This window comes from Amycolatopsis nivea (assembly GCF_004522235.1).
Classification (GTDB): Bacteria; Actinomycetota; Actinomycetes; order Mycobacteriales; family Pseudonocardiaceae; genus Amycolatopsis; species Amycolatopsis nivea.
In genome coordinates this window covers 144402-160622 of the sequence record NZ_SDLT01000016.1, presented here as the reverse complement: position 1 = coordinate 160622, position 16221 = coordinate 144402, and the positions used below count along the sequence as shown (strand labels likewise).

The following is a 16221-nucleotide window of genomic DNA, read 5'->3' as shown; positions in this document are numbered from 1 at the left end:
CGGTCAGACAGGCGGGCGCACGCCCCGGATCCCGGCGAGCAGCTCGGTCACCGCGGTCATGATCCGCGCGGTCGCCTCCTCCAGCACGTCCCTGGTCAGCTCCCGCCCGCGCAGGTCGGCGAGGTCCACCGGCTCGCCGGCGACGAATTCGATCTTCCGCCGCGGCAGCACGCGCGGGAACCAGGAACCGGCGGGCAGCAGTTCGTGCGTGCCCCAGTTCGCGACCGGGATCACCGGCACGCCGGTCTCCAGCGCGATGCGCGCCGCGCCGGTCTTGCCCTTCGCCGGCCAGCCGTCCGGGTGCGCGGAGAGCCCGGCCTCCGGGAAGATCGCGACGCATTCGCCCGCCCGCACCGCGGCGACGGCGTCGCGGTACGCGCCCGCGGCGGTCGGCGCGCCGCGGTGGACCGGGATGTGCTTGCCCGAACGCATCACCGACTTGATCACCGGGGCGTTCCACAGGCTCGCCTTCGCCAGGTACCGCGGCACCCGGCCGGAGCCGAGGCAGAAGGCGGTGAGCGTCGTCGGGTCGGCGTTCGACAGGTGGTTGGAAGCCACCACGACCCCGCCCGATTGCGGGATGTTCCGCGCGCCGCGCACGCGGAAGCGGCTCGTGAGGGCGAGCAGCTGCCACACGACCTCGATCGCGAAGTGGTACCAGGCGCCCCGTCCGGAGCGGGCGAAGCGCCTGCCGTACCTCTGCATGCCGCGGAAGCCGAGCAGCTCCCCTTCGAGCGGGGTCCAGTGGTCCCGGGTCCGGGTGCGCAGCGCCATGAGCGTCATTCGTAGCGGAAGACGCTCCGGTTCGGTGCCGCGCGACCTCAGGACGCGGCGGGAATCACACCCGCTCGAGCACCACCACGGGGATCTCGCGGTCGGTCTTCTTCTGGTAGTCGTTGTAGGCGGGCCACACCGCGGCGAGCTTGTCCCACAGCCGGGCGCGTTCCTCGCCGGTCGCGGTCCGGGCGCGCGCGGTGAACTTGTCCGCCCGCACCTGCACGCGGACCTCGGGGTTCTCCTGCAGGTTCAGGTACCAGCCGGGGTGGTTCGGCGCGCCGCCCTTCGACGCGACGATCACCGGGTTGCCGTCGTCCTCCTGGTAGATCAGGGCGAACTTGCGGTCCTGCCCGGTCTTGCGCCCCTTCGTGGTGAGCACCAGCGTCGGCACGCCCTCCTGCCAGTCGTGCCCGACCTCCCCGTCGGTCTCCTCGTAACGGCGAACGTGCTCGTCACCGAACAGCATGCGGATTTCCTTTCGTTCGACTTCCGCGCTCGACAGCCCGGACCTGCCCTCCCACCCTGCCGCGAACCGGTCGGTCGCGCTGATCAGCTCGTGCAGCGTGCCCGGTTCGTCGAAGGCGTGCCCGGCGTCGCCGATCATCTTCAGCTCGGCGCCCGGCAGCACCTGCGCGAGTTCCCAGGCGGTGGTGGCGGGAGTGACCACGTCGTACCTGCCCTGCACCAGAACGCACGGGATGCCCGACAGCTTCCCGGCCCCGCGGATCAGCTGGTCCGGGGCGAGCCAGCCGCCGTGGCGGAAGTAGTGGTTCTCGATCCGCGCGATCGCGAGCGCGAACTCCGGCTCGGCGAACGCCGCCACCACCTCTTCCCGCGGGGTGAACTTCACCGTCTCGCCCTCCCACCGGCTCCACGCGAGCGCGGCGGGCCCGTGCACCTTGGGGTCCGGGTGATTCAGCAGTTCGTGGTACACCTCGAGCAGGTCGCCGCCGCGGCGCGCGTACGGCACCGGCGCGAGGAACCGCGACCACGCCTCCGGGAACACGCACGCCGCGCCCCCGCCGAAGAGCCACTGCACTTCCTTGAGCCGGAGCGTCGCGACACCGCGCAGGATCAGCTCGGTCACCCGCTCCGGATGGGTCTCGGCGTAGGCGAGCGCGAGCACGCTGCCCCACGAGCCGCCGAACAGCTGCCAGCGGTCGATGCCGCGGTCCTCGCGCAGCTGCTCCATGTCGGACACCAGGTGCCAGGTCGTGTTCACCGAGAGGTCGACGTCCGGTTCGCTGCAGTGCGGCGTGCTCCGGCCGCAGCCGCGCTGGTCGAACAGCACGATCCGGTAGCGCTCCGGGTCGAACAGCCGCCGGTGCCGCGCGGACGCGCCGCCCCCGGGCCCGCCGTGCAGGAACGCGACCGGTTTGCCTTCGGGATTGCCGCATTCCTCCCAATACAGCGTGTTGCCGTCGCCGACCGGCAGCATCCCGTGGTCGTACGGATCGAGTTCCGGGTACAGACCGAGCATGCAGCCACTATGCCCGACCTCGGCCGCGTCCCGCTGGGGGTCCACTGTGGACGTGCGGACGCGGCCGGGATGCTCCGGTTAGGCTTCCCGCATGGCGAAGGTACTGGTGGTGGAGGACGACGCGGCGATCGGCAGCGTCCTCGACTCCGCGCTGCGCGGGCACGGCCACACAGTGCAATGGTGCCGGGACGGCCGGAGCGCGCTGCGCGAGACGGCGGCCGATCTCGTGCTGCTGGACCTGGGCCTCCCGGACGTCGACGGCGTCGAGGTGTGCCGGCGGCTGCGTTCGGCCCTGCCGGGCGCGGTGCTGGTGATCCTTACCGCGCGGGCGGACGAAATGGACGTCGTGGTCGGGCTCGAAGCTGGCGCCGACGACTACCTCACCAAGCCCATCCGGCTGGCCGAACTGCTCGCCAGGGTGCGCGCGCACCTCCGCCGGGGAGCGCCCGCCGCGCCGTCGACGCCGGTCGTCCGGATCGGCGCGCTGGAGGTCGACATCGCGAGCAGGCGGGTCAGCCTGAACGGCCGCGAGGTCGTGCTGCGGGCACGCGAGTTCGACCTGCTCGCTCGGCTGGCCGTCCAGCCGGGGCAGGCGGTGAGCCGGGACACGCTGATGTCGGACGTGTGGGATTCGCACTGGCACGGCTCCACCAAGACGCTCGACGTGCACATCGCCGCGCTGCGCCGCAAGCTCGCCTCGGCCGCCGAGTCGCCGTACGAGGTGCCGAGGATCGCCACCCTGCGCGGGCACGGATACCGGTTAGAGGGGGACTGAACGGGGTGCGCCGCCGGATCGTGACGCTCACCGTCCTCGCGGCGGTCCTGGCCACGAGCCTGTTCGGGCTGCCGCTCGCCGTCGGTGCGCTGTGGTACTTCCGCACGCACACCACGGCCGCGCTGGAGCGGGCCGCCGACGGGACAGCCGTCGTCGTGTCCGACGCGCTCGCCGCCGGCGAGCGCTTCCAGATCCCGGACAACGAGGACGGCGCGGAGGTCGGCGTCTACGACCCGAAGGGCCACCTCCTCGCCGGGGAGGGCCCGCCCACCGCGGACGACGTCGTGCGCGGGGTCGCCGTGACCCGCAGCGACATGCTGAACCAGAAGGTCGGCGACGAGGACGTGCTGGCCGTCCCGGTGCTGACCGGCGCCCGGCTCACCGGCATCGTGCGCGCGGCGCTCCCCCGCTCGGCGCTGACCCGCGACGTCGGCATCACCTGGCTGGTGATGGCCGGCTGCGCGATCGGCGCGGTGCTCGCGAGCTGGCTGGTGGCCCGCCGGATCGCCGCCCGGCTGACCCGTCCGCTGGAAGACCTGGCCTGCACGGCGGCCCGGCTAGGCGAAGGCGACTTCTCCGCCCGGTCCCGGCGTTCGGCGATCCCGGAGATCGACCGCGTCGGCGCCGCCCTGGACGTCACCGCGACCCGCATCGGCGAAACCCTGGAACGGGAACGCGCTTTCTCCGCCGAAGCCTCGCACCAGCTCCGCACCCCGCTGGCCGGACTGCGCCTGCAACTGGAATCCGCGCTGGAAACCCCCGGCCGAGACCCGTACGCGGCCGTGCGCGCCGGAATCACCGCCGCCGACCGCTTGGAAAGGACCGTCGAAGACCTGCTCGCGCTGTCCCGGGAACGCCGCACCCCTCGCGACGAGCTGGACCTTTCCGCCCTCCTGGCGGAATTGACCGACGTCCCGCTGCCCGACCACCGCGAACTGCGCCTGGAGATCACCGACCCGCCCCCAGTCCGCGCGTCGGCCCCCGCGGTGCGGCAGGTGCTGGCCGTCCTGCTGGACAACGCGGTGAACCACGGCGAAGGAACCATCACCGTCCGAGCCCGAGACGCCGGCGGCGCCCTGGCCGTGGACGTCGTCGACGAAGGCCCGGACCTGGGCGAACGAGACCCGTTCTCCGACCACACCCCCGGCGGGCACGGCATCGGCCTCCGCCTGGCGAGAAGCCTGGCCGAAGCCGAGGGCGGCCGGTTGCGCCTGTCGCGCCCCAATCCGCCGACGTTCACCTTGCTGCTTCCGGAAGCTCCCGCCTCCTGACCAGCCCGTGCCGGGCGGTGCTTGCTCTCTCGCAGCGTCCGCGGCATGCGGCCGGAGCAGTAGCCCTCCTCGCCAAGATCCGCACGCCGGCAGACGACTGGGTGCCGCTCTCCCCGCTCACCGCCAGGCAACACCGCGCGCCTCACCCGCCGCCACTGACCGCAGAATTCCTCGCCCGCCCCCGCGACCAGCCCCGATCACGGAACTGGCCCCGATCCGCCGGAACCGCAACCCAGCCCCGCCCATCACTCCGGACACCTCCGCCAAGCAGCACGCGGGCACGCGCCACGGCACCCGCGGCCCAGCTTCATTCACTTCCCCGGCCCCGTGCGAGGGGCCGCAGCCACGACGACGGCCCCGCCCGCATCCCAGCGATGCCGACCCCCGGCCCGCCGCCCACGGCCGCCCCAGCGATGCCCACCCCGGCCCGCCGCCCACAGCCGCCCCAGCCATGCCCACCCCGGCCCACCACCCACGGCCGCCCCAGCGATGCCCACCCCCGGCCCGCCGCCCACGGCCGCCCAGCAGGGGCCTCGAGCAACCGCCCGGCCCTGCATCCTCCTCAGCCTCATCCCGAGCAACTCCCGCTAACCCAGCCCTGAACTGCGCAAACAAACCCGCCACCCCAGACCCCGCACCCCGATCACTTACAGTCATCGGCGGCCCGCAACCCCGCCCACCCCCAGCAGCAACCCCGCAGAAACCGACCCCGAGAGCGCAATGAATCACCTGTCACCGCCAGCAATCCACAACACATCTCGGTTCTCGGGGCAATTTTCGATCGATACCGTGGCTCGAAGTCGACAGTGGCGTCACAATCAATCGCTAGGAGCCGCCCGGTGAGCACCAGTCCCACTTCTGCGCGCGGGAGGCTCGGCACGGCCATGCTGCGCCGCAAGCCGGTCACCGATTTGGTGGCCGAGGCTGATCACGGGCCGCTCAAGCGGACGCTCGGGCTCAGTCAGCTCACCATGCTCAGCATCGGGGCCACCCTGGGCAGCGGGATCTTCGTCGTGCTCGGCGAGGCCGTTCCGGTGGCCGGGCCCGCGGTCGTGGTTTCGTTCGTGCTGGCCGGGATCACCGCGTTGTTCTCCGCGCTTTCCTACGCCGAGCTGGCGGGCATGATCCCGCTCTCCGGCTCCTCGTACTCCTACGCGTACGCGACGCTCGGCGAGCTGGTCGCCTGGGTGTGCGGCTGGTGTTTGGTGCTGGAGTACGGCGTCTCCGTCGCGTCAGTCGCGGTCGGGTGGGGGCAGTACGTCAACGAACTGCTGCACCTGGCCTTCGGCGTCACGTTGCCGGAAGCGCTCAGCGGGCCTCCGGGCGACGGCGGGCTGGTCAACATCCCGGCGATCGTCGTGGTGCTGCTGGCGATGGTGCTGCTGCTGGCCGGCGCGAAGGAAAGCGCGCGGGCCAACGCGATCATGGTCGTGGTGAAGATCGGCACGCTGATCCTGTTCTGCGCCATCGCGTTCACCGCGATCCGGGCTCAGAACTTCACGCCGTTCGTGCCGCTCGGGATGGCCGGGGTGAGCGCGGGCGGAGCGAAGTTGTTCTTCTCCTACATCGGGTTCGACGCCGCTTCCACGGCCGGCGAGGAGGCGCGCAACCCGCAGCGCGACCTGCCGCGCGCAATTCTCTTGTCGCTCGGCATCGTGACCGTTCTCTACTGCCTCGTCGCGGTCGCGGCGATCGGTGCGATGCCCTGGCAGCAGTTCGGCGACAAGCAGGCCGCGCTGTCGCACGTGCTCGCCACGATCTCGGGGAACCCGCTCTGGGCGATCCTGCTCGCGATCGGTGCGATCGTGGCGACCTCCAGCGTCGTGCTGACCGTCCTGTACGGACAGACGCGGATCCTCTTCGCCATGTCGCGCGACGGGCTCGTACCGAAGTCGCTGTCCACCGTGCACGAGAAAACCGGCGTGCCGCGCACCAACACCTTCGTGGTGTCCGGGTTCGTCGCGCTGCTCGCCGCGTTCATCCCGCTCGGCAAGCTCGCCGACGCCACCAGCATCGGGACGCTGTTCGCGTTCGGGCTGGTCAACGTCGCCGTGCTGATCCTGCGCAAACGCCGTCCCGAGGCGCAGCGCACGTTCCGGGTGCCGTTCTCGCCGGTCACGCCGATCATCGGGATGGCCTGCTGCGCGTACATGATGTTCAGCCTCGACGGGGCGACCTGGGTCGTGTTCGGCGCGTGGATGCTGGTCGGGCTCGTCATCTACTTCGGCTACAGCATCCGTCGCTCGCGGCTCGCGGAAGGCGTCCGATGATCATCGCTGTCCACCAGGGACCGTTCGACCAGCTGCCCGAGGCGATGGCGGCCGCGGCGGAGCGCGGTGCCGAGTTGATCGTGACTGCCGAGATGGGCACGACCGGTTACAACATCGGCGCGAAAGCCGTCGGGGAGCTGGCCGAACCAGCGGATGGACCGCGAGCCGCCGAGTTGGGCGCGTTGGCCGCCAAGCACCAGATCGCGGTGGTCTACGGCTATCCCGAGCGCGCCGGCGACGCGGTGTACAACTCGGCGCAATTGCTGTCCGCGCAAGGGGAACGGCTCGCGAACTACCGCAAGACGCATCTGTTCGGCGATCTCGACCGCGACCAGTTCTCGCCCGGTGACGAGCCGGTGGTGCAGGCCGATTTCAACGGTCTCCGCGCCGGTCTGCTGATCTGTTACGACGTCGAGTTCCCCGAGCTGGTCCGCGCGCACGCGCTCGCGGGTACCGAACTGCTGCTCGTGCCCACCGCGCTGATGCGGCCGTACGAGCGCATCGCCGACCTGCTCATTCCGGTTCGTGCGCACGAAAGCCAGCTGTTCCTCGTGTACGCGAACCGCTGCGACACCGAAGGCGAACTCACCTACTGCGGACGCTCGACGGTCGCGTCGCCGGATGAAGTCGTCGCGAAGGCTGGGCCGGACGAAGAGCTTCTGTTCGCCGAGCTCGACCCCGCTGTGCTCGCCCAGGCGCGAGCCGAAACCCCGTACCTGGCCGACCGACGGCCGTCGCTGTACCGCTCTCTCACCGAAGGACCCCGGGCATGACCTCCGCAGTTCCCGCCGCGATCCACGCCGAGGAACCCGCCGGCCGGCCGATCACCATGTTCGGCCCCGATTTCCCGTTCGCCTACGACGACTACCTCGCGCATCCGGCCGGGCTCGGCAGCGTGCCGGAGCAGGCGCACGGCACCGAGGTCGCGGTGATCGGCGGCGGCCTTTCCGGCATCGTGGCCGCCTACGAGCTGATGAAGCTCGGGCTGCGGCCGGTCGTCTACGAGATCGACGGCATCGGCGGGCGGCTGCGCACGCACCGCTTCCCCGGGCTGCCCGACGACGTGGTCGCCGAGATGGGCGCGATGCGGTTCCCGCCGTCGTCGACGTCGCTGTTCCACTACATCGCCAAGGCCGGGCTGGAAACCACGCCGTTCCCGAACCCGCTTTCCCCCGCCACGCCGAGCACCGTCGTCGATCTCAAGGGCCGCAGCCATTACGCGCGCACGCCCGAAGATCTGCCCGACGTGTACGGCGAAGTGGCGCGGGCATGGCAACGCACGCTCGATGAACACGCCTCGTTCGCCGAGATGCAGACCGCGATCCGCAATCGCGACGTCGCGACGGTGAAAAAGATCTGGAACGAGCTGGTGCCCCGGCTCGACAACCAGACCTTCTACGGATTCCTGTGCGATTCCCCGGCGTTTTCCTCGTTCCAACATCGCGAGATCTTCGGCCAGGTCGGATTCGGCACCGGCGGCTGGGACACCGACTTCCCGAACTCGATTCTGGAAATCCTCCGGGTCGTCTATACCGGCGCGGACGACGAGCACCGCAGCATCGTCGGCGGCAGCGGGCAGCTCCCGAAACGGCTGTGGGAGCACGTCCCGGAGAAGCTCGCGCACTGGCCGTCCGGGACGAATCTGGCTTCCCTGCACGAAAACGGCGCGCCGCGGCCGGGGGTCACGCGACTGCACCGCACCGCGCCGAACAACATCACCGTCACCGACGCCTCCGGCCACATCCGCACGTTCGGCGCGGCGGTGTTCACCGCGCAGAGCTGGATGCTGCTGTCGAAGATCGAATGCGACGAGGCGCTGTTCCCGATCGACCACTGGACGGCCATCGAGCGCACCCACTACATGGCCTCCTCCAAGGTGTTCGTGCCGGTCGACCGCCCGTTCTGGCTCGACCGCGACCCGGTCACCGGCCGCGACACGATGAGCATGACGCTGACCGACCGGATGCCGCGCGGCACCTATCTTCTCGGCGACGACCCGGACCGGCCCGCGGTGATCTGCCTGTCCTACACGTGGGCCGACGATTCGCTGAAGTGGCTGCCGCTCAGCGTGTCCGACCGCGTCGAGGTGATGCTGCAGTCGCTGCGCGAGATCTACCCCGGCGTCGACGTGCGGCGGCACATCGTCGGCGACCCGGTAACCGTGTCGTGGGAGGCCGAACCGCATTTCATGGGCGCGTTCAAGGCGAACCTGCCCGGGCATTACCGGTACCAGCACCGGCTTTTCACGCATTTCGTGCAGGATTCACTGCCCGAGCGCTATCGCGGTTTGTTCCTTGCGGGCGACGACATCTCGTGGACGGCGGGCTGGGCCGAGGGCGCGGTGCAGACCGCGCTCAACGCGGTATGGGGCGTGCAGCGGCACTTCGGCGGCACGAGCGATCCGGCGAATCCCGGCCCCGGCGACCGTTTCGCGGACCTCGCGCCGATCGAACTCCCGGACTGAGCAAAGCCGTCAACCCATACCGCGCGGTAGCAGCCGAACGTGTTTCCGCCGCGACATTCCGCCCGGCTGTTCCGCCTTACTGAACCGATCATGCCAAACTGATGCCATGAGCACCGATCCGGCGCCGAAGTGGCGGCGACTCGAACCGGACGAACGCAAAGAGCAGATCTACGCCTGTGCGGCGCGGCTGTTCGGCGAACGACCGTATTCGGAAGTGTCCACTTCGGACATCGCGGCCGAGGCAGGCGTGGCCCGCGGACTGATCAATCATTATTTCGGAACGAAAAGGGAGTTGTACCTCGAAATCGTTCGGCGCGCGCTTACCGTGCCACGGATTGCGGTGCAGATTCTGCCGGACGGCCCGCTGGAAGTACGCGCGGACGCCGCCATCGACTGGCTGCTCGACATGGTGCGCGGGCAGGAGAAGCTGTGGCTCGCCGCGATCGCGCCGGAGGGCATCGGCCGCGACCCGGAGGTGGACCGGATCGTCGCCGAGGCCGACCGCGCGTCCGCCGACCGCGTCCTGGAGGCGGTCGGGCTGTCCCGCGACAGCGCGCACGGCGAGGAACTGAACGCGGCGGTGCGCGCGTTCGCCGGCATGGTGAAGGCGGCGGGCCGCGAATGGCTCGTGCACCGCTCGCTGGACCGGCGCCAGGTGCACACGCTGCTGACCATGTCGCTCGTGACCGTGGTCGGCCAGGTCTTCCCCGCGATCCAGCACCCGCCCCAGCACTGACGTACCGGAAGGAGAACCCCCGGCACCACGAGGGGGGAGGAAAGTGCCGGGGGCCCCTTCCGGAGGCGAGGCCCCCGGTAGCTGTCCACGCTACGCCGGGAAGGCGTCGAATCGGTGTCGGTCGGCGCGGCGACAGCCCGACTTTTCACCACGACCACGCGGACGGCCCAGCGCGGACGCCCCGGCCGGGCAATTTCGCGAATTTCAGCCGCGCAACCGGGCCAATCGGCACGTGAGCCCGTCCAGGCAGCTGCGGATCGCGAAGTCGAACAGCTGCGGATGGTAACCGGCGGCGGCCGCGGGGTCGGCGAGCAGCTCCCGCATCGCGCGGCCGTGCGCGGCCATCCCGGGCAGGTCCTCGCGGTCGTGGTAGGAGGCGTACTCCTCGGTGTTGTCCAGGCGCAGGCCGAGGCTGCAGTCCCGGTCGTCCTCCAGCGCGACGTACTGGCACGCGGTGGTGGTGAGCATCGTGTAGGCGAGCGCGCTCTCGTCGCCGAAGCCCGCGTCCAACAGCATCCGGACGCCGCGGTCCACCGTGGGCGTGGCCGCGGCGACCGATGGGCCGAACGACGCCATCCGGCGCGCCGTGCCCGGGTGCTTGCGCAGCACCTCGCGCAGACCGGTCAGCAGTTCGACGAACCACTCCTGCCAGTCCAGCTTCTCGTCGGGCAGCCGCAGCTGGCCGACCACCCGGTCGAGCACCGCGCACACGACCGCGTCGCGGTCCCCGACGTGGTGGTAGACGACCGCCGGGTACGCCCCGATCGCGGCGGCCAATTGCCGCAGCGTCCAGTTCTCCAGGCCGCGTTCGACGGTGAGCTTCACCGCCGCGTCGATCACCTTCTTCGCGGTGACCGCGGGCAGCCCGGCGGCGGAACGGGACCGGGCGCGCTGTCCGGCACGCGAAGTCGGCATGGCGTGCACCGTAACCGGCGACCGCCCGGCTCGGCCACACGCGGTTCCGCGCTGCGGCATGATCGGGGCATGCCACGCGCACAGGCCAACGGCCTCGAACTCGAGTACGACACGTTCGGCGACCCGGCCGCGCCGCCGATCGTGCTGGTGATGGGACTCGGCGCCCAGATGATCACCTGGGAGGAGGGTTTCTGCGAGCTGCTCGCGAGCCGCGGCTTCCACGTGGTGCGCTTCGACAACCGCGACGCGGGCCTGTCCACCTGGTTCGACGAACTCGGCGCGCCGGACCTCGCCGGGATCATGGCGGGCACGGCCCCGGCGCCGTACCTGCTCTCGGACCTCGCGGACGACGTCGTCGGGCTGTTCGACGCGCTCGGTTTCGCGAAGGCGCACGTCGTCGGCGCCTCGATGGGCGGAATGGTCGCGCAGCAGCTGGCGATCGACCACCCGGACCGGCTGCTGAGCCTGACCTCGATCATGTCGACGACCGGCGACCCGTCGGTCGGCCAGGTCTCGCCCGCCGCGCTGGAAACGCTCACCAAGCCGGCTCCGGAAACGCGCGAGGAGCAGATCGAGCTGAGCGTCGCGAACTACCGGGTGACCGGGTCGCCGGGCTATCCGGCCACCGAGGAATACCTGCGGCGCAAGGCAACCCGGAACTACGACCGGGGACGGCATCCGGTCGGGATGCAGCGGCAGGCCGCCGCCGTGGTCGCGTCGGGCGATCGCACTGAACGACTGCACGACGTCCGGGTGCCGACCGTCGTGCTGCACGGCGACTCCGACGTGATGATCGACGTCAGCGGCGGGAAGGCGACCGCGGCGGCGATCCCGGACGCGGAACTGGTCATCGTCCCGGGCATGGGGCACGACCTGCCGGAGCCGCTGTGGCCGGAGATCGTGGCGGCGATCGTCCGCGCGGCCGCCCGCGCCTGACCGGGGTCAAGAAGCCGTCAATACCTCGCTCCGGAGCGTACGGAACCTGTCCGCGCGCCCTCCCTTACGCGCCCGCGCGAGGTGCCATGGGGCATGCGTATTGACGGACGGCTGGCTGGCGGATTCGGTTTCCCGCTCGGTTGCGTGGCGGTGGTGGCAGCTGCGATCGCGGCGAAGCTCGCGCCCGCGCATCCCGGTTATGCCGTGGCGGCCGTCGCGCTCGCGGTCGGTGCAGTGGCAGTGATCACGACTCCCCTCGCGGCGGGCGGCGCGGCGATAGTGGGCTGGGCGGTGCTTTCCGGCTTCGTCTACAGCCGAGCCGGGACCCTAGTTTTCACCGCGGCGACCGGCTGGGTCGCGGTGATCTTGGCTGGTGCGGCCGGGTTCGGGCTCGCTGCCGGTGCTGGATGGCGCGCGGTCCGGCGGGATCCTCCGGTGGTCGCGGAAGCTGTCGTGCCGGTGCCGCGGAAGGCGGTCGAATCGAGCCACCGCCGGGTGGCGTCACTCTGAAATGGCTCGCCAAGGTGCGGGAAGGGTGCCAGGCTGACGGGGTATCACGTCGTCACCTTCGGAGGTCAGCCATGAGTGAAGCGCAACCGGCACCCAGCGACGGGGAGGGCGACGTCAAGCGGAAGTTCCGCGAGGCGCTGGAACGGAAGCAGGCCAAGGCGCGGGACGGGGCCGCGCACGAGAACGCGGGGCAGCAGAGCCAGCACGCGCACGGGCCCGCGGCGAACAAGCGGACGTTTCGGCGGAAGAGCGGCTGATCGCCGTTCCTGAGGGTGGCGTGGGGCACCCCGAAGCTTGATTGTGACTACGGGCGGAGGGTGCTTGTCAAGGCGGGAAAGATGCCTTGACAAGCACCCTCCGCCCGTGTTTTGGCTTCGTATCGGGGTGCGGGGGTGGTGTGGGTGCCTCGCTCGTCGGGTGTGTTGGCTGCGGTTGGGTGGGCGGGGCTAGCGCCCCAATGTGGCATTGGGTGCGTCAGATGCACCCAATGTGGCGTTCGGTGCGTGGGATGCACCCAATGCCGCATTGGGGCGCATCCTGGCGAGCTCAGGTCGGGCTAGCGCGGGGCGGGCGAGCGCATTCCGGCGAGCGCGCGCATCCCGGACTTGCGCGGGCGAGCAAGCACGGGGTGGGCGGGCGCATTCCGGCGAGCGCGGGGAGAGCGAGCGCATCCCGGGCGAGCCCGGGCGGGCGCATTCCGTCGAGCGCAAGGCGGGCGGGCGCATCCCGGGCGAGCGAGCGCGGGTGGCGGGCCGTGAAGGGCTCCTTGAGGGAATCCAAGTCCGTGAAGGGGCCCCTCACGTACCGGGTGGTGGGTCGTGAGGGGAACCCTGAAGGAATCTGGTTCCGTGGGGGTTCCCCTCACGTACTCGGCCGAGCTACACCGTGAGGATCGAGCGCAGGCGGCCGACGTCGGTCATCCGGCGTTCGGCCAGGCGGTCGGCAGCGGCGGCGGGCGGTACGCCGTCGTCCTTTGCCAGGTCGTACACCGCTTTCGTCGTGTCGAAGATGGCCGCGGTTTTGCGCTGGGCGCGGGCGAAGTCGAAGCCGTGGCGTTCGTCGTCCACCTGGATGACGCCGCCCGCGTTCACCAGGTAGTCGGGGGCGAAGAGGATGCCGCGGTCGTCCAGGAGCTTGTCGACGCCGGGGTGCGCCAGTTGGTTGTTCGCCGCGCCGCACACGATTTGCGTGCGCAGGGCGGCGACTGTCTCGTCGGTGAGCACGCCGCCCATCGCGCAGGGGGCGAAGACGTCCAATTCGGTCCCGATCATGGCGTCCACATCGGACACCACCTCGACCCCGGGGTACGCCGCTCGGGTGCGTTCCACCGCGCTGGGCGCGACGTCGGTGATCACCACGTGCGCGCCGGCTTCGACGAGGTGGCCGACGAGGATGTGGCCGACCTTGCCGACACCTGCGACGCCGACGCGGCGGCCGGTCAGTTCGGGTACGCCCCAGACCTGGTCGGCGGACGCGCGCATTCCCTGGTACACGCCGAAAGCAGTGAGCACCGAGGAGTCGCCTGCCCCGCCGTCCTCAGGGGAACGTCCAGTGACGTGCCGGGTTTCGCGGGCGACCACGTCCATGTCGCGGACGTACGTGCCCATGTCGCAGGCGGTGATGTAGCGGCCGCCGAGCGATTCCACGAAGCGGCCGTACGCGCGCAGGAGCGCTTCGGACTTCAGCGTGTTCGGGTCGCCGATGATGACGGCTTTGCCGCCGCCGAGGTCGAGGCCGGCTAGTGCGTTCTTGTACGCCATTCCCTTGGAGAGCGCGAGAACGTCGTCGAGGGCGGCGTCCTCAGTGGCGTAGGGGTAGAACCGGGTGCCGCCGAGGGCCGGGCCCAGAGCGGTGGAGTAGATGCCGATGATGGCTTTCAGCCCGCTGGCCTCGTCGTGGCAGAACACGACTTGTTCATGGCCGGTGTGACGGCCGAACACGCCTTCGGTCACGGTGGTGACTCCTTTGTCTCCCACGCGGCTCGTGGCCGCGCAAATGTGTGAACGGTGCGCACCGGGGAACGGGGGTTGCCCGTCCCGCAGTGCACACCGTCAACCTACTTCGCCGTTCTCCGGGCCACCACCCGCATCCCGGGAGCTTCACCCCAGATCCGCGACAGCTTCCCGAAGCGTGGAAATCGCGGTCTCGAGCTGTTCATCCGACAGGTACGGCGCGGGTCCGAACCGGAGGTAATGGCCCCGGCTGTCGGTCCGCACGCCGCGCGCGGACAGGCGTTCGCACAGCTGCCCGGCGACCGGGCTGCGCAGCGAGAGGAAGCCGCCGATGCCGTCGAGCGGGGTCTCGCGGTCGCGGGTGACGACGTCGTCCGGCAGGCCGAGGCTGTCGAAGCAGCCGGCCAGCAGGCCGACCTGGTGCTGCGAAACCTCGCGCAGGAACTCGGCGGTGAGTCCTTGCTCGGCGAAGAATTGCTGCACTCGTACACCGCGGTAGTGGCTCGACGGGTCGTAAGTGGCTCCGGCGAACCGGTCGCCGCCGGGTGCGTACGCGACTTCGTCCGGCCGGCGGTCGTCGGCGAGGGCGCCGAATTCCGCGTACCAGCCGGTAATCACCGGGCGCAGCTCCTGGGCGTGCGCGGGCAGGCGCAGGAAGCAGTTGCCCTCGCCGAGCTGCAGGTACTTGTAGCCGCCGCCGAGCACCCACGCGTTGGTGAGGCCGAGGTCGTGCAACGAGAACGGGACCGCGCCGACCGCGTGGTACGCGTCGACGACCAGCTCGACCGAGCGGCTCCGGCACGTGTCAGCCAGATGCGCGAGGCCCGGCACGATCCACGACGTCTCGAACAGCACCGCCGACGTGAGCACCGCGGCAGTGCGGTCGTCGACCTGCTCGGCGAGCCGTTCGGCCAGCGTCGCGACCGGCGCGGCGGGCACGCGGACGACCTCGACGCCCTCCTCGGCCAACCGGGTGAGCTGGCGGCGCAGCGTGTGGAATTCCCCGTCCGTGGTCACCAATCGCGGCCGCTTCCGCAGCTCGATCGCGGACAGGAACCGCAGCACGAGTTCGTGCGTGTTCTGGCCGAGCGCGTAGTCGCCGTGCGGATCGGACAGCCACTGCCGGAACCCGTTCCGCAGCTCGCCTGCCTTCGCGAACGCCCGGCCCCACTTCTCGTCCACCTCCTCCGCGGCGTCGGCGAACGCTTCGCGCAGCCCCTCCTCGGCGACGTCCGGCCAGGCCTGGTGCGAATGCGCGGACAGCAGCAGCCGGTCGGCGACGCGGAACCGCGAATAGTGCGGGGCGAGTGCGTTTTCCTTGGCGCGCAAGGACTCCACTGTGCTCACAACCGGCTCCGGACGGCCCACAGGTCCGGGAACATCGGGTTGAACAGCGTGGTGCGCAGGTAGGCCGCGCCGGACGAACCGCCGGTGCCGGTCTTGTCTCCGATCGTGCGTTCGACCATTTTCACGTGCCGGTAGCGCCATTCCTGCAGGCCCTCGTCGAGGTCGACCAGCGCCTCGGCGAGCACCGACGGGCCGCCGTCGTCCTGGTAGACCTTCAGCAGCACTTCCTGCAGTTCCGGCGACGGCTCCAGCGGACGGGTCACGTCGCGGTCGGTGGCGACCGGATAGCCCTTTCCGGACAGATACGTCAGGAACGAGTCGAACACCGACGGGCGGCGCATCGCGTCGGCGATCCGGGTGCGCTGCTCGCCGCCGTCCGGGTAGTGCGCGAAGACGCGCTCGTCGCGGCGGCCGAGCACCGCCTCCAGTTCGCGGAACTGGCCGGACTGGAAACCGCTCGAAGCGTCGAGGCGGGCGCGGAAGCTGGTGAACTGGCTGGGCGTCATCGTCTCCAGCACGTCGATCTGCGCGACCACCACCTTCAGCACGGTCAGGATGCGGCGCAGCGTGCGGATCGAATGCGCGGTCTTGCCCGCTTCGAGGCTTTCCTGCAGGAACTCGGCCTCGTGCAGGATCTGCTTGAACCACAGTTCGTAGACCTGGTGGATCACGATGAACAGCAGTTCGTCGTGTTCGTCCGAGCGCGGGCGCTGGGCGCCGAGCACCTCGTCGAGGGCCAGATAGGACGTGTAACTGAGTGCGGCCTGGGTGTCGTCGGTTCCGGTCAT

At 70.5% G+C, this 16221-nt stretch carries 15 protein-coding genes and 1 pseudogene; 9 read left to right on the top strand and 7 right to left on the bottom strand.

Annotated features, from left to right (window positions below):
* Window positions 1–3: 3 nt before the first annotated feature.
* The 3 genes and pseudogenes from EIZ44_RS20675 to pip all read right to left on the bottom strand — a co-directional run.
* Window positions 4–783, bottom strand: coding sequence for a lysophospholipid acyltransferase family protein (locus EIZ44_RS20675; RefSeq protein WP_078870824.1), 780 nt, complete (start codon window positions 781–783; stop codon window positions 4–6).
* Between the two features lie 55 nt (window positions 784–838).
* Window positions 839–1243, bottom strand: a complete 405-nt coding sequence (locus EIZ44_RS46280; protein ID WP_439098613.1) for a nitroreductase family deazaflavin-dependent oxidoreductase — start codon at window positions 1241–1243, stop codon at window positions 839–841.
* A gap of 75 nt (window positions 1244–1318) precedes the next feature.
* Window positions 1319–2257 (bottom strand): annotated as a pseudogene (gene pip, locus EIZ44_RS20670) (prolyl aminopeptidase); the annotation flags it as partial.
* 91 nt (window positions 2258–2348) lie between these two features.
* Here pip and EIZ44_RS20665 point away from each other — a divergent pair.
* The 6 genes from EIZ44_RS20665 to EIZ44_RS20640 all read left to right on the top strand — a co-directional run bounded on the left by EIZ44_RS20665 (window position 2349) and on the right by EIZ44_RS20640 (window position 9773).
* On the top strand, window positions 2349–3032 hold the full coding sequence (locus EIZ44_RS20665; protein WP_037820604.1) for a response regulator transcription factor: 684 nt from the start codon (window positions 2349–2351) through the stop codon (window positions 3030–3032).
* Window positions 3033–3037: 5 nt separating this feature from the next.
* Complete coding sequence (locus EIZ44_RS20660; protein ID WP_134730540.1) at window positions 3038–4303, top strand: sensor histidine kinase; 1266 nt, start codon at window positions 3038–3040, stop codon at window positions 4301–4303.
* An 884-nt stretch (window positions 4304–5187) separates the two neighbouring features.
* Window positions 5188–6573, top strand: coding sequence for an amino acid permease (locus tag EIZ44_RS20655; protein WP_037820601.1), 1386 nt, complete (start codon window positions 5188–5190; stop codon window positions 6571–6573).
* Complete coding sequence (locus EIZ44_RS20650) at window positions 6570–7346, top strand: carbon-nitrogen hydrolase family protein (RefSeq protein ID WP_134730538.1); 777 nt, start codon at window positions 6570–6572, stop codon at window positions 7344–7346. Before EIZ44_RS20655 ends, EIZ44_RS20650 begins: the two co-directional genes overlap by 4 nt.
* Window positions 7343–9037 carry a flavin monoamine oxidase family protein gene (locus tag EIZ44_RS20645; RefSeq protein ID WP_134662496.1) on the top strand — a complete coding sequence of 565 codons (1695 nt, stop codon included), beginning with the start codon at window positions 7343–7345 and terminating at the stop codon, window positions 9035–9037. Before EIZ44_RS20650 ends, EIZ44_RS20645 begins: the two co-directional genes overlap by 4 nt.
* Window positions 9038–9143: 106 nt before the next feature.
* Complete coding sequence (locus EIZ44_RS20640; RefSeq protein WP_037715077.1) at window positions 9144–9773, top strand: TetR/AcrR family transcriptional regulator; 630 nt, start codon at window positions 9144–9146, stop codon at window positions 9771–9773.
* A 204-nt stretch (window positions 9774–9977) separates the two neighbouring features.
* Here the strand turns inward: EIZ44_RS20640 and EIZ44_RS20635 are convergent, their stop codons facing one another.
* Window positions 9978–10688, bottom strand: a complete 711-nt coding sequence (locus EIZ44_RS20635) for a TetR/AcrR family transcriptional regulator (protein ID WP_037820595.1) — start codon at window positions 10686–10688, stop codon at window positions 9978–9980.
* Window positions 10689–10757: 69 nt separating this feature from the next.
* On the opposite strand from EIZ44_RS20635, the gene EIZ44_RS20630 reads away from it, so the two are divergent.
* The 3 genes from EIZ44_RS20630 to EIZ44_RS20620 all read left to right on the top strand — a co-directional run bounded on the left by EIZ44_RS20630 (window position 10758) and on the right by EIZ44_RS20620 (window position 12391).
* Window positions 10758–11624 carry an alpha/beta fold hydrolase gene (locus tag EIZ44_RS20630; protein ID WP_134730536.1) on the top strand — a complete coding sequence of 289 codons (867 nt, stop codon included), beginning with the start codon at window positions 10758–10760 and terminating at the stop codon, window positions 11622–11624.
* A gap of 93 nt (window positions 11625–11717) precedes the next feature.
* The gene (locus EIZ44_RS20625; protein ID WP_134730535.1) at window positions 11718–12134 is read left to right on the top strand and encodes a hypothetical protein; all 417 of its coding nucleotides are present in this window, start codon (window positions 11718–11720) and stop codon (window positions 12132–12134) included.
* Window positions 12135–12205: 71 nt separating this feature from the next.
* Entirely contained in the window at window positions 12206–12391 is a 186-nt protein-coding gene (locus tag EIZ44_RS20620; protein WP_037820589.1) for a DUF5302 domain-containing protein, read from the top strand.
* 621 nt (window positions 12392–13012) lie between these two features.
* On the opposite strand, the gene EIZ44_RS20615 is transcribed toward EIZ44_RS20620, so the two are convergent.
* The 3 genes from EIZ44_RS20615 to EIZ44_RS20605 all read right to left on the bottom strand — a co-directional run bounded on the left by EIZ44_RS20615 (window position 13013) and on the right by EIZ44_RS20605 (window position 16221).
* On the bottom strand, window positions 13013–14086 hold the full coding sequence (locus EIZ44_RS20615) for a Glu/Leu/Phe/Val dehydrogenase dimerization domain-containing protein (RefSeq protein WP_037817468.1): 1074 nt from the start codon (window positions 14084–14086) through the stop codon (window positions 13013–13015).
* 147 nt (window positions 14087–14233) lie between these two features.
* Window positions 14234–15433: a kynureninase gene (locus EIZ44_RS20610; protein ID WP_134730534.1), complete on the bottom strand. Its 1200-nt coding sequence runs from the start codon at window positions 15431–15433 to the stop codon at window positions 14234–14236.
* On the bottom strand, window positions 15430–16221 hold the full coding sequence (locus EIZ44_RS20605; protein WP_037817470.1) for a tryptophan 2,3-dioxygenase: 792 nt from the start codon (window positions 16219–16221) through the stop codon (window positions 15430–15432). Before EIZ44_RS20605 ends, EIZ44_RS20610 begins: the two co-directional genes overlap by 4 nt.